Here is an 18,064-nt window from a genome sequence, read left to right as displayed (position 1 = left end):
TTGCTTCCCGACATCGTCATGACCGGATCTATCCGTTCTCACGATGTAAGGAGCCGTGCAAGCCGGTCACTTCGAAACGGATCGAAGTGTCAGCAATTGGCAGCAGCATGGTCCGGAAAAGTGCGAAGCGGTTTTCCGAACAGACCATGCTCAAACAACGAGCCTTAGATACTCGGGTCCGGGATTTCTTCCACCGCACGCAATTTCGCGCGCCGCTTGGCGAACGAGGCCAGCGATAGCACGACGAGCCCGAGCAGCACCGGCGGAAACACCACCATGTTGACGGCGTTCCAGCCGTAATGCGCGAGCAGCTGGCCCGATGAGAACGAGCCGATCGCCATCATGCCGAACACCAGGAAATCGTTGAATGCCTGCACCTTGTTGCGCTCCTGCGGCCGGTGCGTTTCCAGCACCAGCGCCGAGGCGCCGACGAACGCGAAGTTCCAGCCGATCCCGAGCACGAACAGCGTTGCCCAGAAGTGCGGTGCGGTGATGCCGGACAGCCCGATCATCGCGGCCACCGCCTCCAGCGCCAGCCCGAGCGCGACAATGCGAGGCGCGCCAAACCGAGCGATCAGCGAGCCCGTGAAGAAGCTCGGGCCGTACATCGCCACGATGTGCCACTGGATACCGAAATTGGAATCGCTGACCGACAGCCCGCACATCTTCATCGCGAGCGGCGCCGAGGTCATCACCAGGTTCATCATCGGATAGGCGATCACGCCGCACAGCGCCGCGGCGATGAAGCGCGGTTGTCTCGCGATCTCGAGCAGCGGGCGGCCGCCATGCAGATCCGCCGCCGCGGGTTTCGGCGCGTCGACCCCCGACAGCACTGCCATCGCCACCAGTGCGACCAGCGCCTGCATCACAAACGAGAATGCGAACAGGTAAGGCGGCCAGATGTCCATGGTCCATTGCACGAGTTGCGGCCCGAGCACGCCGGCGAACACGCCGCCGGCCATCACCCACGACACCGCCTTGGGCCGGAACGCGACGCTGGCGCCATCGGCGGCGGCAAAGCGATAGGACTGCGCGACGGCGCCATAGAGCCCGCCGAGGAAGGTCGCGCCGCAGAACAGCCAGAACGACGAGTGCAGGATCGCCCAGGCGCCGAGCGCGCCGGTGAGCGTGCCGCAGAAGGTGCCGACGATGAAGGCGACGCGCCTACCATAGGCGCGCGAGATCGCGCCGGTCGGCAGCGTGCCGGCGGCAAGCCCGAGCACATACATCGAGAGCGGCACCGTCGCGAGCGAGATGTCTGGCGCCAGCGTCGCGCCGACGATCGAACCGGTGGCGAAGATCACGGCCGAATTGGCGCCGGTCAGCGCCTGCGCCGCCGCAAGCCGCCACACATTGCTGCGCGCCCGCGCGTCGTCGCTCGCCTCATCCGCAGCTGTCACGTCGATCATCGGCAGTCCCGCCCTGAAGCCCCGGCGGGAGCCCCCAAATCGGGCGCACTATGGAGAGCGGGTCGAGGCCGATCAACCGGCGCAAACGGGCGTACGCCATGCAGGAGGCGCACACGAGATCGCGTGATCTAGAGTGACATCACGGCAGCCCGACACTTCTATCAGTCCCGTCATCCTGAGGAGCGCGTAGCGCGTCTCGAAGGATGCACGGCCACCGGTCGGGCCGTCGACCCTTCGAGACGGCCGCGTTGCGGCCTCCTCGGGGTGACGGGGGTAGAGCTTGGCGAGAGCACCTACCGCACAGGCTTCTTGCCCGGCCGTTTCTCGGCGCGCAGCGCGCCGGTCTTGTGCACCTTGGAGCGCGGCGCGATCGGGGCGCCGCGCGGATAGCCGCCCGGCCATTCGAGCGCCAGCGAGCTCGCAAAGCCGAAGAAGCTCGAACGGCTCATGCCGAGCTCGGCGGCGCGCTTGTCGATGCGCGCGATCAGGCTTTTCGGGAGATAGACGTTGACGCGCTCGGACGGATCGGGCGGATCGACGCCGACCATGAAGAACGCGGCAACGTCGGAGCCCTTCGGCGGCACGATCCGCTCGATCGGCGTCGGCTCCGGCAGCGCGTGACCCTGCTCGACCCAGCCGTCGACCGACTGCGCCAGCGCATGCTCGGCACGCTCGATCGCCTCCTCCTGCGACTTGCCGCCGGCGACGCACCCGGGAAAGTCGGGAAACCACGCCCCGAACGCGCCGCGCGGACCGCGCTCCAGCACGGCCGGATAAAGCCGTCTCGTCATTCTGGCCTCCGTCGTCGGAGTATGCTATTTCACACACACTTCAGTGTGTCAAATCACACAACGCGCCGATCGTGGGGAGACCGCGCAATGGACCCTCGGGACGGATGGTGGTGGCCGGCTAGTAGCCGATCGATCACGGCTTTGTAGGGCGGGTTAGAAGCGTAACCCGCCATTATGCGGCGGCGGTGGATTGCGCCTTCCGCCGTCGCGCGTGCGCTACGGCGGACGCGGTCGGCTAATCCACCCTACGATTGCGCGCCATCCTTCCGGACAAACATCAGGATCATGTTGTTGGCTGGCATCTCGAAGCTGCCGGCGAGCTTCAGCCCGACGCCTTCCGCGAGCGCCTCGACATCGGCGATATCGCGCACGCCCCATTCGGCGTCGCGTTCGCGCAAGGACGTATCGAACACGGCATTGCTGAGCGCGGTGTGCTTGCCGCCGCGCTTGAACGGGCCGTAGAGGAACAGCCGGCCGTCGGCGCGCAGATGTCGCGCGGCGCCGGCGAACAGGCCCTCGGCCACACGCCACGGCGCGATGTGGATCACATTGGCGCAGAAGATCGCGAGCAGTTTGTCCGGACCTTTGCCGCCCTGCGACACGGGCGACCAGGCCGGATCGGACAGATCGATCGGCTGCGGCGGCCGGATGTTGCGAAGGGCGGCATGCGCGCGCCAGGCTTCGATGCTGCGCAGATGCGCGGCATGGAGGTCGCTCGGCCACCAAATGATATCCGGCGCCTGGCCGGCGAAATAGACGACGTGCTGGCCCGTGCCACTGCCCACCTCCAGCACATCGCCGGATTGGCCGGCGAGGTAATTCTTCAGGACCGCCCAGATCGGCAGGTGATTGCGGTGGAATGCTGCCGCATCGAGCCGCCCGTCCGGCTCGACCGGTCTGCCGTCCTTGCCGAACTCCACCACGAACTCCGCCACCGCGCTTCTCCTGTTAGCCGTATGTAGACCGTGCAGCCGCAAGCCGCAAAAGCGGAACCGGACGGCGATACTGCCAAATCCGTCATCCTGACGTGCGAGCTCTTGCGAGCCTCGAAGGATGAATCGGCTACGGTCGGGCCGTCGACCCTTCGAGGCTCGCTCTGCTCGCACCTCAGGGTGACGGGCGCAATTTCGTGTCTGCGGACATTCGCTAAAGCACATTAACCCCGTCGCAACACGCCTATTCTCCACATTGCCAGCCGATAGCCTTTGTGCTTTCCACTCTCTATATTGCGATGGGATCATCGAGATTGAAGCCCGGGAAACGTCCTTGATCGCCACTTTCTCCAAGCCAGCCTTCGTCCTGGCGCTGCTGGCGGGCACCGCCATGGCCGCGCCCGCGCAGGGCCAATCCGCCGCCGAGGGCCAGAAGCTCGCCTTCGACCGCGGCAAGGGCAACTGCCTGACCTGCCATGTCATCAAGGGCGGCGACCTGCCCGGCACGATCGGCCCCGAATTGACCGGCCTGAAGGCGAAATACAGCCGCAACGAGCTGATCGCGATCGTGACCGACGAGACCAAGCGCAACCCGCAGACCATGATGCCGCCGTTCGGCCGCAACCGGATTCTGAGCGAGAAGGAAATCGACGCGGTGGTGGACTTCCTGCAGACGCTGTGACGCGGCGACATCAGCTTGAGGAGATTTTTTCGATGAACATCACGACCAGCGAATTCTTGACGAACCGCCGCCTGGTGTTGAAGGGCGCGGGCGTCGCCGCGCTGATCGGCCTTGGCGTTATTCCGTTCGACGTGCCGCGGGCGCTCGCCGCCGCCAACGACAAATATCCGGAAGAGGCGTTCAAGCAGAAGAACGAGGCCGATGCGATCAAGGCGCTCTATGGCAAGACCGCCGAGCCGTCGGACAAGGTCAAGATGGACGCACCCGAGATCGCCGAGAACGGCGCGGTGGTGCCGATCTCCGCCACCACGACGCTATCAGACGTCACCTCGATCTCGTTCCTGGTGAGCGAGAACCCGATCTCGCTGATTGCCTCATACAAGATTCCCGCCGGCACGCTGCCGAGCGTCGCCAACCGCATCAAGATGGCCAAGACCAGCAACGTCACCGTGATCGTCGAGGCCGGCGGCAAGCTCTACAGCGCAAGCAAGGAAATCAAGGTCACCGTCGGCGGCTGCGGCGGCTGAGTTCAATCAAGGGACAATCAAGATGGCATCGAGCATTCGCGTGCGCGCCACGTCAAGCGGCGACACCACCGAGGTGCAGGCGCTGATCCAGCATCCGATGGATTCCGGCTTCGTCAAGGACGCCAAGGGCGAGATCATCCCGCCGCATTTCATCCAGCAGCTGACCTTCGAGTATGACGGCAAGCCGGTGTTCGTCGCCGACTGGGGCGGCGGCGTCTCCAAGGACCCTTACGTCAAGTTCGCCTTCAAGGGCGGCAAGAAGGGCGACGATCTGAAGGTCAGCTGGGTCGACAACAAGGGCGCGACCGATACCACCACGGCGAAGATTCAATGACGCGGCGCTTCGCAATTAGCGCAGCAATTGCCTCGCTCGCGCTTGGCGTGCTGGCGCTCGCACCAGCTGCGCGCGCGGCCGACAGCGTCGATCCCGCCGCCGACAAGGCCGCGTTCCAGAAGTTCTTCACGAATAAATTCCCCAAGCTGAAGCCCGAGGATTTCGTCAACGGTCCCTATTCGATGAATGAGGACCTGCACAAGCAGTGGGAAGAGAAGGAGCAGTTTCCGCCCTACGAGTTCTCGCTCGAAGCCGGCAAGGAGATGTTCTCGACGCCGTTCAAGAACGGCAAGACCTACGCCGACTGCTTCCCGAACCAGGGCATCGGCATCCGCCAGAACTATCCCTATTTCGACGAGAAGGAAGGCAAGGTCGTCACGCTCGAGCTCGCACTCAACCGCTGTCGCGAGGCCAATGGCGAGGCGCCGTTCTCCTATGTGAAGGACGACATGGCGGCGCTCACCGCCTACATGGCCTTCACCTCGCGCGGCAAGCCGATGGATATCAAGATCCCGAACGATCCGCGCGCGCTGGAGGCCTATCAGAAGGGCAAGGAGTATTTCTACACCCGCCGCGGCCAGCTCAATTTCTCCTGCGCCACCTGCCACATCCAGAGCCCGGGCGAGCGGATTCGCGCCGAGGTGCTGGCGCCGGCGCTCGGCATTTTGAACGCGATGCCGATCTACCGCTCGGAATGGTCGGGCATGGGCACGACCAGCCGCCGCTTCACCACCTGCAACAGCCAGATCCGCGGCGTGCCGCTCAATCCGCAGGACGACGAGTATCGCAACCTCGAATACTATTTGTCCTATGTCAGCAATGGCCTGCCGATTTCGGGGCCGGGAGCACGGCCATGAACCCGGTCATGAGAGCCATCCTCGCTGCATCGGCCCTGCTGATCGCGACGGCAACCGGCGCGCTTGCCGCCTCCGAAGCCGACTACAAGGCGGCGTATGCCGCGGCCGAAGCCGCCAACAAGGAGGCCGGCAGCCTGCGCAACCAGTGGACCACCACCGCTTCGACCCTCGCCGCCGCAAAAAAGGCCGGTGAGGCTGGTGATTTCGACACCGCAGTCGCCCAGGCCAAGGAGGCCGAGGCGCTGGCAAAGGCATCGATCTTCCAGGCCACCAGCGAAAAGGAACGCTGGAAGGACATGGAAGTTCGTTAAAGGCGCGCTGGCCTCGGGGGCCGCGCGGAGAGAGTGATGATCATCCGCCGCCGGGATTTCCTGAGAGCTTCGGCTACAGCTGCGCTTGCGGCCGGCCTGCCCCGCCTTGCGCGCGGCGCCGATACCGCGAGCGTCTACGACCTCGAACGCTTCGGCAACGCCCGCATCCTGCACATCACGGACACGCATGCGCAGCTGAGGCCGGTGTTCTTCCGCGAGCCCGGCGTCAATATCGGGGTCGGCGCGATGGCCGGCCAGCCGCCGCATCTGGTGGGCAAGGCGTTCCTCGACCGCTTCGGCATCCGGCCCGACAGCGCCGACGCCTATGCCTTTACCTGTGTCGAGTTCGAGAAGGCCGCCGTCCGCTTCGGCCGGCTCGGCGGCTTTGCTCATCTGAAGACGCTGGTCGACAAGCTGCGCGCCGATGTCGGCGAGAAGCGCTCGATCCTGCTCGACGGCGGCGACCTCTGGCAGGGCTCAGGGCTCGCCCACGCCATGAACGGCGCCGACATGGTGGAGGCCGCCAATCTGCTCGGCATCGAGGCGATGACCGGGCATTGGGAGTTCACCTATGGCGAACAGGTGCTGCGCGACAACCTCTCCCGCTTCAAGGGCGAGTTTTTGGCGCAGAACGTGTTCCTGACCGAGGAGGCCGCGTTCAACGACGCCAAGGCGTTCGATCCGGCCTCGGGGCGGGTGTTCAAGCCGTCTATCATCAAGGAGATCGGCGGCCACCGCGTCGCAATCATCGGCCAGGCCTTCCCCTATGTGCCGATCGCGCACCCCAAGCGCTTCACGCCGGACTGGAAGTTCGGCATCCGCGACGACGAGCTGCAGAAGCTCGTCGATAGCCATCGCAACAACGACAAGGTCGAGGCGGTGATCCTGCTGTCGCATAACGGCATGGACGTCGACCTCAAACTCGCCGGCCGCGTCACCGGCATCGACGTCATCCTCGGCGGCCACACCCACGACGCGATCCCGATCCCGATCACCGTGACCAATCCCGGCGGCGTCACGCTGGTCACCAATGCCGGCTCCAACGGCAAGTTCATCGGCGTACTCGATCTCGACCTCGCCAAGGGCAAGGTCGCCAATATCCGCTACCGGCTGCTGCCGGTTTTTGCCGAGCTCCTGAAGCCCGATCCGGCGATGCAGACGCTGATCGACAAGATGCGCGATCCGCATGTCGACGAATGGAGCGACAAGCTCGGCACGGCCGACCGCCTGCTCTACCGACGCGGCAATTTCTCCGGCACCGTCGACCAGCTGATCTGCGACGCGCTGCTGAACGAGCTCAACGCCGAGATTGCGCTGTCGCCCGGCTTCCGCTGGGGCCTCACCACGCTGGCCGGCCAGCCGCTGACCATGGAAGACGTGCTGTCGGAAACCGCGATCACCTATCCCGAGACCTACGTCGCGACAATGACCGGCAGCCAGATCAAGGATGTGCTGGAAGACGTCTGCGACAATCTGTTCAACGCCGATCCCTATTATCAGCAGGGCGGCGACATGGTTCGCGTCGGCGGCCTCGCCTATACCTGCACGCCGGGCGAGAATGTCGGCAAGCGCATCTCCGAGCTGAAGCTCGGCAACGGCAAGCATCTCGAAGCCGGCAAGCACTACAAGGTCGCGGGCTGGGCCTCGGTCAACCAGCAGAACGGCGCACCGATCTGGGATGTCGTGGCGAGGCACCTGCGCTCCGGCCGGCCGCCGAACCGCGACGAACCGGGCGTGACCCTGAAAGGCGTCGAGGACAATCTCGGCATTGCGAGGCACGGATGACGCGGCGCGCGTTCATCGCCGTGCTCGGCGTTACGGCGCTCATCCTCGCGGCGCCGCTCGCCCGCGCCCAGCTGGCGCCGCTGCAGGACAAGCCATTCGCCGAGCACAAGGTCGTACTGCAGCTCTCCGACAGCGACCCGAAGAAGCAGGGCCTTGTCCTCAGCGTCGCCAGCAATCTGATGAAGCACTACGACCCCGACAAGGTCGCGGTCGAGATCGTCGCCTTCGGCCCGGGCATCGACCTGCTCAAGGCCGATAACGCCAACCGCAAGCTGGTCGAGAGCCTGGTCGCGCAAGGTGCGCGGGTCGACATCTGCCTCAACACCGTCGACACCATCGAGCGCGACACCGGCAAGCGGCCGGAGTATATCGCCGCCGCCACTCCGGTACAGGTCGGCGTCGCGCAGATCCTGCTTCTCACCGAGAACGGCTATACGCTGGTCCGCCCCTAGGAGTCCTCATGCTTCGCCGTCTCGCCGTTGCCGCAATGCTTTCGCTTGCCTTCACGGCGAGCGCACCCGCCGCCGACAAGCCGCATCACATCGCGATCCAGGTCGACCAGAACGATCCGCAGGTCATGAACCTCGCGCTCAACAACGCGACCAACGTGATCGAGTACTACCGCGCCAGGAACGAGGACGTGGAGATCGACATCGTCACCTACGGTCCCGGCCTCAACATGCTGCGCAGCGATACCTCGCCGGTGCAGGACCGCATCAAGCGGCTCAAGGATGACGTCTTCCCCGGCAAGATCCAGTTCTCCGCCTGCAACAACACCAAGCAGGGTATGGAGAAGGCCGAGGGCCACGCCATCTCCGTCGTCCCCGACGCCACCATCGTACCGTCAGGCGTGGTGCATCTGATGGAGTTGCAGGAGCAGGGCTGGAGTTACGTGAGGCCGTAGGGGCTCGGAGCCTACTCAACAAGCCAAACCCGTCATCCTGAGGAGCCGCGCAGCGGCGTCTCGAAGGATGCGCGGCCCCATTGCTTCCGCACGCCAATACTCCTCTCGGAAAGAGCCGGGCGTCGACCCTTCGAGACGCCGCTTCGCGGCTCCTCAGGGTGACGGTGATGGATTGGCGGGTGACGGGACCGGATTACCCGGGGGATGGATTTACTTTGAATCGCCCTCATCTATGGAATAATATCCTCCACGCGACTCGACCCGGAGAACAGGTAAGCCGTCATGATCTTTCGCCAGCTCTTCGACAGCGTATCCGGCACCTACAGCTACCTGCTCGCGAGCCGCGCCGGCGGCGAGGCGCTGATCCTCGATCCGGTGCTGGAGAAAGCCGACCGCTACTGCAAGCTGCTACAGGAACTCGACCTGCGGCTGGTCAAAGCCGTCGATACGCACCTGCATGCCGATCACGTCACCGGCCTCGGCGAGCTGCGCGACCGCACCCAGTGCATCACGATCATGGGCGAGCAGAGCAAGGCCGACGTGGTGTCGATGCGCGTCTCCGACGGCGACAAGGTGACGATCGAAGGCCTTTGCCTCGAGGCGTTGTACACGCCGGGCCACACCGACGATTCCTACAGCTACCTGATGGGCGACCGCGTCTTCACCGGCGACACGCTGTTGATCCGCGGCACCGGCCGCACCGATTTCCAGAACGGCAGCGCGCGGGCGCAGTATGATTCGATCTTCAACCGCCTGCTCAAGCTGCCCGAGGAGACGCTGGTGTTCCCGGCGCATGACTACAAGGGCGACACCGTCTCCACCATCGGCGAGGAGAAGCGCTACAATCCACGGCTGCAGGTGAAGTCGATCGACGACTATGTCGAGCTGATGAACAACCTCAATTTGCCGAATCCGAAGCTGATGGACGTCGTGGTGCCCGCCAACATGCATGTCGGCCTGCACCAGGACGAGCTCGCCAAGGAAGGCCTCTCCCTCAGTGCGCGCGACGCCATCGCGAGCCTCGGCCGGCCCGACATCTTGCTGGTCGATTTGCGCGAGAGCGGCGAGCGGGCCAAGCACGGCACACTTCCGGGCGCGCTGCACGCGCCCTATCCCGGCATCTGCACCACGTTGCAACCCGGCGGCATGCTGCGCGAAGTCGCCGCCGCGACCGGCCGCCGCGTCGTGTTCTTCTGCGCGTTCGGCGAGCGTTCCGCGATGGCTGTGGCGGCGGCGAAGAAGGCCGGACTGGCCAACACCGCGCATATCGAGGGTGGCATCGACGCGTGGAAGAAGGCCGGCGGGCCGGTGGTGATGGGGTAGCTCGTTAGCCGCGCACAATTTCTAGCACCGTCACCCTGAGGTGTGAGCGAAGCGAGCCTCGAAGGGCGACGGCCCCACTCGCTCCGCGAAGACTTGGAGAAATCCGGGCCGTGCATCCTTCGAGGCTCGCAAGGGCTCGCACCTCAGAGCCTGACTGAAAAAGCAGTGAGTGATTTCGGTTGGCTGTGATTCCTTCGGATTTGCGAAGATTCGAGGGAGGGCACGATGCCGTGGACCGAAATCACTCGCGTCGAGTATCAGCGCAATGGGCTGCGCTACACAAGCGATCTGACCGATCGGGAGTGGGCGCTGATTGCCCGACAGATGCCGCCGCGGCGGCGGCTGGGGAGACCGCGGGAAGTCGATTTGCGCGAGGTCGTACAGGCGATCCTCTACATCCTGTCGACCGGGTGCCAATGGCGGGCCTTGCCGAAGGAGTTCCCGCCGTATTCGACGGTTCAAGGGTATTTCTATGCTTGGCGCGATACCGGACGCTGGCAGAAGATTGTCAAACGTCTGGTCCGGCGAGCCCGCCAGCAGCTTGGGCGCAAGCCCAGCCCGACCGCAGCTGTGATCGACAGCCAGAGTGCGCCAACGACCCAAGCTGGCGGCGCGCGGGGCTACGACCCCGGCAAGCGCATTTGCGGGCGTAAGCGGCATATCGTCACCGACACCGATGGCCTGCTGCTGGCCGTCCATGTCCATCCTGCCAATGTTCAGGACTGCCACGGCGCCGTTCCGGTGCTGGAGCGACTACGCCGCCGCTTCCCCAAGCTGCGCCACGTCTTTGCCGACCGTGTTTACCGCGGCGAGCAGCTTCTCAAAGCCCTGGCTCATTGCAAGCCGTGGACGATCGAGATCGTCCAGCGACCGCATGGCGTCAAAGGCTTCCAGCTCTTGCCTCGGCGCTGGGTGGTCGAACGCACCTTCGCCTGGTGCGGTAGGTGCCGCCGCCTTGCCAAAGACTTCGAAGGGTCCGCCGCAACCGAGACCGCCTGGATCCTCGTCGCACACCTCAGGCTACTAACTAGGCGCTTGGCATGCCCAAAAACATTCAGCGCTTTTTGAGTCAGACTCTCAGGATGACGGGACTTAGATCGCGGGGCGCTTCATCTATCGCGTCACCCGCTGCAACTCTTCCGTCAGCCGATCCAGCGCATCCGCCAGCATCACGCCGCCGCATACGGTGAGCCGCTCGGGCAGCACGATGCGCTTGTCTTCCGGATAGAAGAGCTCCAGCGCCGGATGCAGCAGGAAGGCGCGGCCGTCATCCTCGGCGCGATCGCCGGCTTCCGACACCAGGATGAAATCCGGCCGCAGCTTTACGATCGCCTCGAGCGAGGCAAATCCGCCCGCATCGAGCCCGAGTTCGCCGGCCGCATTGGTCAGGCCGGTTGCCGCCAGCAACGAGCTGATCAGGCTGCTGCGACCAGCGACAAAGCCGCGGCGCTCCGCCGGCAGCACGCGATAGTGATGCGCGCTCGCCACTGCGCGCGCGCGGGCGATGGCCGCATTGAGGCGTGCGATCTCCACCTCGGCGCGATCCGGATGCTGCACCACATCGCCCATCGCGCGCATCTGATCCTTCACCTCGTCCAGCGTACGCGGCACCGTGAATTCGACCAGATGCATGCCGTGGGCCTTCAAGAGATCGCGGGTCGCGCGCTTGTCGAACAGGCTGACCACGACGATGTCGGGCTTGAGCAGCAGCACGTCCTCGGCCTCGCCGGACAGAAGCGGATAGTTTCGCGCCTTTTCGGCGGCCCAGGATTGCCAGGCGTCACGCGAGAAACGGCTGAGGCCCATGATCTGGTCCGGGTCGGCCAGCGACAGCACCAGCTGGTCGCTGCAGACATTCATCGAGACGATGCGCGGTCCGGCGGCGGAGGCGGCTGCACACGACATCAGCCATGCCGCAACAAAGGCTGCCAGACGTCGCGCGCGCATTAGACGTCCGCCCACGGCACAATGACGGCCTCGCGCTGAAATTCGGCGCGGTAGGCGCTGACCCGGAATACGCTGGCCAACACGCTCTCCGACAACGCCACAGCGGGCGCGCCTTGCGCCGCCAGCCGTCCCTCCGACAGCACCAGCACATGATCGGCAAACCGCGCCGCGAGCCCGAGATCGTGCGTCACCACGACGACCAACACGCCGGTGTCGGCGACGTTGCGCAGCTTCTGCATCACGTCGATCTGGTGGCGCGGATCGAGCGAGGCGGTCGGCTCGTCGGCGAGGATCACCGGCGCCTCCACCGCCAGCACCCGGGCCAGCGCGACGCGGCTGCGCTCGCCGCCGGAGAGCTCGGTGACGCGGCGATCGCTGAACGCGGTGACGTCGACCGCCTGCATCGCCCGCAGCACCGCCTCGATATCCTTCGGCGACAGCCGCGCCGGATCGGTCGCGCCATGCGGATAGCGGCCTAGCGCGACGATATCGCGCGCCGGCAGCGGCCAGTGCACCATATGCCCTTGCGGCAGATAGGCGAAGCGCCTGGCGCGCTCGCGCAGCGGCAGCGACGCCAATGTGTCGCCGCCGATCCGGATCTCGCCGTCGGACGGAATCAGCCCGGCCAACGCACGCAGCAGCGTGGTCTTGCCGGCGCCGTTCGGCCCGACCAGCGCGACCAGATGACCGGCTGCCAGCGACAGCGAGACATCGTGCAGCACCTTGCGGCTGCCGAGCGAGGCGTTGAGCGCGGTGGCGGAGAGCAGCGTCATGCCACGCCTCCGCCGAGCGCGCGGCGTTCGCGCATGATGAGGTAAAGGAAGAACGGCACGCCGATGATCGAGGTCAGCACGCCGACCTTGATGTCCGAGGTCTGGGGGATGATGCGCACCGCGATATCGGCCGCGAGCAGCAGTGCCGAACCGGCGAGCGCGCTCGGCACCAGGAGCCGCGCCGGATCGTGACCGATCAGAGGACGCATCAGATGCGGCGCGACGAGGCCGATGAAGCCGATCGTGCCGGTCACCGCCACCGCGCCGCCGACGCCGAGCGCAACACCCGTGATCACGAGGAGCCGCAGCCGCCCGACATCGACGCCGAGGCTCTGCGCGGCTTCCTCACCGAGCGTCAGCGCGCGGAACGCGCTCGCCTGGCTGAGCAGGACGGCAGCACCCGCGATGATGAAGGGCAGCGCCAGCGCCACGTGCTGGAAGCTGCGGTCTTCCAGCGAGCCGAGCAGCCAGAATGCGATCTCCAGCACCACGAAGGGATTGCTGGAGAGATTCATCACCAGCGCCGTCGCAGCCCCGGCAAAGCTCGAGATCGCAAGCCCGGCGAGGATCAGGATCAACAGCCCGGCATTGCGGCCGGCGATCGCGAGCAGCGCGAACACCGAGCCGAACGCGGCGATGATCGCCACCACCGGCAGTGCGTAGGAGCGGACATCGGCAAGGCCAAGCGCGATCACCAGCACCGCGCCGAATGCCGCCGATTGCGGCGCGCCGAACAGCGACGGCGAGGCCAGCGGATTGCGCAGCAGGCCCTGCAGCGCCGCGCCTGACAGCCCGAGGATACCGCCGATCGCGAACGCCAGGATGGTGCGCGGCAGCCGGATCTCGCGCACGATCACCTGCGCCACGTCGCTGCCGCCGCCGAACAGCGCCTCGATCACCGCAAGCGGCGACAGCCGCACCGGCCCGACGCCGAGCGAGATCACGCACAGCAGGACCACGAGCGCGAGCAGCGCCGCGGTGGCGCTCCACCGGCGCCGCGCCGCGACCTCGGCCGCCAAGGCAAAATCCCGCACGCTCATCCAATCCATGCTCTTACAGCGATCGCCGTGGCAGACAAGCGACACCCGACAAAAACCGTGGTCCCCCTGGCCGCCGCCCGACCGCCGCCGGATTGACTTTGCCGACCGGCCGAACCCTAGATGACCATGACGGTTCTTTCATGAGATGAAAAGGGAATGCGGTGCGGGGAGACTTCCCCAATGCCGCGGCTGCCCCCGCAACTGTATGCGGTGAATCCTTCGTCACAGGCCACTGGGAATCTCGGTCCTGGGAAGGCGACGAAGGGTAACGACCCGCGAGCCAGGAGACCTGCCGTCAGCCGTGGTCACACGCGAAGATGCCGGTCGGGGAGTACAGGCATGAGCTTCACCTGATGCTGCAAGCACGATGGTGAGACTGGTTCGCGGTGACGTGCCACTGACGTCACCGAGGTCTCGCTTCATGTTCTCCCTCCCTCCGCATCGGCGCCGCCGCGCGCTTCTGCTCGCGTCGACGATGATCGCGCCGACAATCATCATCTCCACCGCGCGGGCGCAGCAGGCGCCCTCTCCCGATCAGCTGCCGGCCATCGAAGTCACCCGGCCGAACGACCAGAATTTCACCCGCGCCAGGCCGGCCGCTGACGAGGCGCCGGCGCCGCGCCGCCCGGCGCCGGGCACCCCGCAAGGCAACAATGTAGGCAGCGGAGCCGGATCGAACACGACAGGGACTGGAGCAGCCTCCGGAACTGGCGGCACTGGCGGCGGCCGCCAGTTCGCCGGCATCGTCGGCTCCTCCTCGGCCGTGATCACCGCCGACGACATCGCGCATTCGCCATCGCAATCGCTGCCCGAGATTCTCGCGCAGGTGCCGGGCGTCCAGCTGCAATCGCTCTATGGCGGCCCGAACGGCGCCAAAACCTCGGTCGACCTGCGCGGCTTCGGCGCATTCGCCTCCGACAACACCCTGTTCCTGCTCAACGGCCGCCGCCTCAACGACGTCGACAAGGCCGGCTTCGATCTCACCACGATCCCGCTGGATTCGATCGAGCGCATCGAGATCACCCGCGGCAACACCGGCGCGGTGCTCTATGGCGACAATGCGGTCGGCGGCGTGGTCAACATCATCACCAAGACCGGCGCCGGCGGTCCGCCGGCCACGATGCGCGCCGAAGGTGGCTTTGGCTCGTTCAACACCCGCATGGCCGCGGTGTCCGCGGCGCTCAATTCCGGCCCGTGGTCGACCTCGTTCTACGGCAACGGCATCAAGTCCGACGGCTACCGCGTCAACAATGCGCTCGACCAGCGCAACGCCGTCGGCAACGTCAACTACACGACATCCGATCTCACCGCCTTCCTCACCGTCACCGGCAGCGACCAGAAGCTCGGCCTGCCCGGCGGGCGCCTAGTCGATCCGTCGATCGGCGTCAACGAGCTGCTCACCGATCGCAGAGGCGCGGCAACGCCGTTCGACTATGCCAATCAGCAGACCGCCAGCGTCACCGCCGGCTTCACCAAGACGCTGATCAACGGCGTCGACCTCATCGTCGACGGCGGCTGGCGGCAGCGCGAGACGCAAAGCGGTTTCTTCGGCACCGTGCCGACCATCAACTTCGCCTCGACCTACAATGACGCGGCGCTCGAAACCTGGTCAATCACGCCACGCCTCAGCGTCAAGAACGTCATGCTCGGCATGCCGTCGACGATCCTGACCGGCATCGACCATTACGATTCGACCTTCCGCGAGGCGCGCGGCGCCTATCGGGGCGTCGATCCCTATCACATCTACAATATCGAGCAGCAGACCGTGGCCGGATACTGGCAGCATACGCTGGGCCTGCTGCCGACGACCGATTTCTCTTACGGTGCGCGCGTGCAAAACACGAGCGTCTCGGCGCGCGATCGATACGATCCGAATGCGCCGTTTGCCTTCGACACGCAGGCGGCACCGCTCGACAGCAACGAGACCCAATACGCACTGCATGTCGGCGCCGAGCATCGCTTCACCGACACCTTCTCGGTGTTCGGCCGTGCCGCGCGCGCCTTCCGCACGCCCGACGTCGACGAGCGCGTGGCATCAGGGCCGGCGTTCGATCCCGTGACCTTCGCCCCGATCCCGCAGAACTTCCAGCTCAAGACCCAGACGTCGCAGGACGTCGAGGGCGGCTTCCGGGTCAGGACCAATCTGTTTCAGGTGCAGACCAGCGTCTATCTGATGGATCTGGAGAACGAGATCCATTTCAACCCGGTGCTGTTCTACAACGTCAACCTCGATCCCACCCGCCGCTACGGCAGCGAGACCAGCGCCTCGCTCCGGGTGAGCGACAGCGTCACCCTGCGCGGCGGCATGGCGATCACCCGCGCGGTGTTCCGCGAAGGCATCTGGGCCGGCAACGACGTGCCGCTGGTGTCGCGCACCACCGGCAATCTCGGCGTGACCTGGAATATCTGGCAGAACTATCTGGTGTTCGACGCCACGGTGCGGGCCTGGAGCTCGCGCATCATGGACAACGACCAGGCCAACACCCAGAGCAAAATTCCCGGCAACGCCACCGCCGATATCAAGCTGAGCGGGCAATATGACCGCTTCTTCTGGTCGCTCAGCGTGAACAATCTGTTCGACGCGCTCTACTACGACTACGCGATCGCGAGCTCGTTCACGGCCGGCCGCTTCTCGGCCTATCCGCTGCCCGGCCGCACCTACATGGTCAAGGCCGGCGCGACGTTCTAGAGCATGATTGGCGCGGCGGACGTGACCCGCCATGCCATCTCCTCACGTTACAAGTTCCGGGGAAACGGGGTAGAATTCCGGCAGATGATTTGACCCGCGCAGGGGAAACGCATGGGCAAGGTCGGAAAGAAGAGCAAGGGCAGCGCCGGAAGCAACGACAAGGTCGACGACAAGTCGAAAAAGCCTCCGCCCGCAGCGCCGCAGGACGACGATTATTACGAGGACGGCGACATCGCCACGCCGAAGCTCGATCGTTACGGCAATGATGACGAGCCGTTGTAGGGCTGGACGACATCCATCTCCACGTCGTCCCGGCCTAGTGCGCAATTGCGCACGGGAGCCGGGACCCATAACCACAGGGTTGGGTTGTTGAGACAGGCTGTAGCCCCACCGATGCGCAACAATGACCAGCGGTGGCTATGGCTCTCGGCCTTCGCCCGGACGACGTGGTGAGGTATCGCGCAGAAAATCCTCGCCCTCTATCATCTTGATACTCCCGCGATCGAGCAGATGCGCGCCAAAGCCGCCGCGGGCCAGCGATGAGGCGATCGGCGGCGACGCCAGCAGCAACGCCGTCGTCATCGCCAGCGGCACGGCACTGAGCCAATCAAGCCGCATGGGCGTCAGCTCTTCCACACTGCCGCGATAGAGACCTTCACCGGAAGCGATGCGGCCGCATTCCCGGATCAGGTCGCGCCGGGTGCCGTCGCGGGACGCACTGCCGAGCAGCGCCTGCATGGCAAGATGCGTCCGCACCCCGGCGCGGCCATCGGGCAGCGGGGCCGGCGTCTCGCCGAGCGAGACGCGGAGCAGGAGATCGACCAGATCGGTGCCCGACTGGTACGCGTTCATGGGCTCGACCAGCCGTGGATTGCAGTCGATCAACAACGGCGTCGCGCTGTCGAGCGGCATGACGACGTCAACCGAGAGCGCGCCGTGCCAGTTAAGATGCGCGCCGATGGTCTCGAGCGCGGCGCGGATCGCCGGCCGGCTCACGCTCTCCTTGATCGCCTCGCCGCCGCCGACGCCGGCCACGATCTGCCGGTAGGCGTGGAAGCCGATCAGCGTGCCGCGGCAGAACACCGACTGGGCCTTCTCGACCGTGCCCGTGATGAGATCCTGCGCCAGCACTTCGCCGGCAAAATCGCCGGAAGATTCCAGGTCGTAGAGCGCGCGGTTGAGATCGCCGGCGTCGCGCACGAACCAGACGCCGCGGCTCGCGGTGCCGACCGACGTCTTGACCACGGATGGAAACCGCATCGCCTCGCGCAGTTCGTCGGCCGAGTGCACGATCCGGGTCGGCGGCTGCGGCAGGCCGAGCCGGTCGAGCAGCCAGCAGAAAGCGGCCTTGCTGTGCACCGCGCGATAGCTGTCGAAATCCGGCAGTGCAAGGCCGGTACGCGATGTCAGCCGCGCCGCGGCGCGGGCGAACAAGAACCCCTGCTCATGGGTCGGCAGCAACACATCGAAACGCCGCGATGCCAATAGCCGCTCGACGAAGCCGAGGAAGCCGGCCGGATCCGACCGCAGCGGCGGACAATGGTGGTACTTGCGGACAAAGCGGGAATAGCGCGCCAGGCACCAGCGCGAGGGATCGCAGACCTCGACGTGATGGCCGGCCAGCCCCAGGATCGTGATCGTCTCGCGGCCGGAGGTGCTGGAGCCCTCCGACACAAGCACCCGGAGCGGCTTTTTGGCGTCGATCATGACCGATCATTACCGCGCGGCCACACTTTGTCGCCGCCTTTAATGCCGCATGT

19 protein-coding genes and 1 riboswitch are annotated in these 18,064 nt (G+C 65.6%); of the genes, 12 read left to right on the top strand and 7 right to left on the bottom strand.

The window, feature by feature from the left end:
* Positions 1-164 precede the first annotated feature (164 nt).
* From XH92_RS03450 to XH92_RS03440, 3 genes are all read right to left on the bottom strand, one after another.
* Entirely contained in the window at positions 165-1,409 is a 1,245-nt protein-coding gene (locus XH92_RS03450; RefSeq protein WP_194457979.1) for an MFS transporter, read from the bottom strand.
* Between the two features lie 293 nt (positions 1,410-1,702).
* Positions 1,703-2,200, bottom strand: coding sequence for a type II toxin-antitoxin system HicB family antitoxin (locus tag XH92_RS03445; protein ID WP_194457978.1), 498 nt, complete (start codon positions 2,198-2,200; stop codon positions 1,703-1,705).
* 245 nt (positions 2,201-2,445) lie between these two features.
* On the bottom strand, positions 2,446-3,135 hold the full coding sequence (locus XH92_RS03440) for a DUF938 domain-containing protein (protein ID WP_194457977.1): 690 nt from the start codon (positions 3,133-3,135) through the stop codon (positions 2,446-2,448).
* 388 nt (positions 3,136-3,523) lie between these two features.
* Here XH92_RS03440 and soxX point away from each other — a divergent pair, with 388 nt between their 5' ends.
* The 10 genes from soxX (at position 3,524) to XH92_RS03390 (ending at position 10,923) form a co-directional block, all read left to right on the top strand.
* A complete protein-coding gene (soxX, locus tag XH92_RS03435) occupies positions 3,524-3,814 on the top strand; it encodes a sulfur oxidation c-type cytochrome SoxX (protein ID WP_194461093.1) in 291 nt (96 codons plus the stop codon).
* 32 nt (positions 3,815-3,846) lie between these two features.
* Entirely contained in the window at positions 3,847-4,341 is a 495-nt protein-coding gene (gene soxY / locus XH92_RS03430) for a thiosulfate oxidation carrier protein SoxY (RefSeq protein ID WP_194457976.1), read from the top strand.
* A gap of 22 nt (positions 4,342-4,363) precedes the next feature.
* Positions 4,364-4,675 (top strand): thiosulfate oxidation carrier complex protein SoxZ, encoded by a 312-nt coding sequence (gene soxZ / locus XH92_RS03425; RefSeq protein WP_194457975.1) that lies wholly within the window; start codon positions 4,364-4,366, stop codon positions 4,673-4,675.
* On the top strand, positions 4,672-5,532 hold the full coding sequence (gene soxA / locus XH92_RS03420; RefSeq protein WP_194457974.1) for a sulfur oxidation c-type cytochrome SoxA: 861 nt from the start codon (positions 4,672-4,674) through the stop codon (positions 5,530-5,532). The genes soxZ and soxA overlap by 4 nt, the downstream gene beginning before the upstream one ends.
* A complete protein-coding gene (locus tag XH92_RS03415; RefSeq protein WP_371817935.1) occupies positions 5,529-5,843 on the top strand; it encodes a hypothetical protein in 315 nt (104 codons plus the stop codon). Before soxA ends, XH92_RS03415 begins: the two co-directional genes overlap by 4 nt.
* A 36-nt stretch (positions 5,844-5,879) precedes the next feature.
* Positions 5,880-7,628, top strand: a complete 1,749-nt coding sequence (gene soxB / locus XH92_RS03410; RefSeq protein WP_194457973.1) for a thiosulfohydrolase SoxB — start codon at positions 5,880-5,882, stop codon at positions 7,626-7,628.
* Complete coding sequence (locus tag XH92_RS03405) at positions 7,625-8,080, top strand: hypothetical protein (RefSeq protein ID WP_194457972.1); 456 nt, start codon at positions 7,625-7,627, stop codon at positions 8,078-8,080. Before soxB ends, XH92_RS03405 begins: the two co-directional genes overlap by 4 nt.
* Positions 8,081-8,088: 8 nt before the next feature.
* Positions 8,089-8,532, top strand: coding sequence for a DsrE family protein (locus XH92_RS03400; protein WP_194457971.1), 444 nt, complete (start codon positions 8,089-8,091; stop codon positions 8,530-8,532).
* A 282-nt stretch (positions 8,533-8,814) separates the two neighbouring features.
* A complete protein-coding gene (locus XH92_RS03395) occupies positions 8,815-9,855 on the top strand; it encodes an MBL fold metallo-hydrolase (RefSeq protein ID WP_194457970.1) in 1,041 nt (346 codons plus the stop codon).
* Between the two features lie 225 nt (positions 9,856-10,080).
* Positions 10,081-10,923 carry an IS5 family transposase gene (locus tag XH92_RS03390; protein ID WP_194455273.1) on the top strand — a complete coding sequence of 281 codons (843 nt, stop codon included), beginning with the start codon at positions 10,081-10,083 and terminating at the stop codon, positions 10,921-10,923.
* 45 nt (positions 10,924-10,968) lie between these two features.
* Here XH92_RS03390 and XH92_RS03385 read toward each other — a convergent pair whose 3' ends face one another.
* The 3 genes from XH92_RS03385 to XH92_RS03375 are packed head-to-tail and all read right to left on the bottom strand — an operon-like array spanning position 10,969 to position 13,615.
* The gene (locus XH92_RS03385; protein ID WP_371817934.1) at positions 10,969-11,802 is read right to left on the bottom strand and encodes an ABC transporter substrate-binding protein; all 834 of its coding nucleotides are present in this window, start codon (positions 11,800-11,802) and stop codon (positions 10,969-10,971) included.
* A complete protein-coding gene (locus XH92_RS03380; protein WP_194457969.1) occupies positions 11,802-12,575 on the bottom strand; it encodes an ABC transporter ATP-binding protein in 774 nt (257 codons plus the stop codon). The genes XH92_RS03385 and XH92_RS03380 overlap by 1 nt, the downstream gene beginning before the upstream one ends.
* Positions 12,572-13,615, bottom strand: a complete 1,044-nt coding sequence (locus tag XH92_RS03375) for an iron ABC transporter permease (protein WP_194457968.1) — start codon at positions 13,613-13,615, stop codon at positions 12,572-12,574. The genes XH92_RS03380 and XH92_RS03375 overlap by 4 nt, the downstream gene beginning before the upstream one ends.
* A gap of 113 nt (positions 13,616-13,728) precedes the next feature.
* A riboswitch (cobalamin riboswitch) is annotated at positions 13,729-13,927 on the top strand.
* A gap of 163 nt (positions 13,928-14,090) precedes the next feature.
* Between XH92_RS03375 and XH92_RS03370 the strand changes: the two genes are divergently transcribed.
* Positions 14,091-16,304 (top strand): TonB-dependent receptor, encoded by a 2,214-nt coding sequence (locus XH92_RS03370; RefSeq protein ID WP_246788209.1) that lies wholly within the window; start codon positions 14,091-14,093, stop codon positions 16,302-16,304.
* A gap of 111 nt (positions 16,305-16,415) precedes the next feature.
* Positions 16,416-16,586: a hypothetical protein gene (locus XH92_RS03365; protein WP_194457966.1), complete on the top strand. Its 171-nt coding sequence runs from the start codon at positions 16,416-16,418 to the stop codon at positions 16,584-16,586.
* A 135-nt stretch (positions 16,587-16,721) separates the two neighbouring features.
* Here the strand turns inward: XH92_RS03365 and XH92_RS03360 are convergent, their stop codons facing one another.
* Positions 16,722-18,011, bottom strand: coding sequence for a hypothetical protein (locus XH92_RS03360; RefSeq protein WP_194457965.1), 1,290 nt, complete (start codon positions 18,009-18,011; stop codon positions 16,722-16,724).
* Positions 18,012-18,064: the final 53 nt, after the last annotated feature.

The organism is Bradyrhizobium sp. CCBAU 53421 (genome assembly GCF_015291625.1).
GTDB lineage: Bacteria > Pseudomonadota > Alphaproteobacteria > Rhizobiales > Xanthobacteraceae > Bradyrhizobium.
The sequence above is the reverse complement of the archived record's forward strand: the minus strand, read 5'-3'. Positions and strand labels throughout refer to the sequence as shown.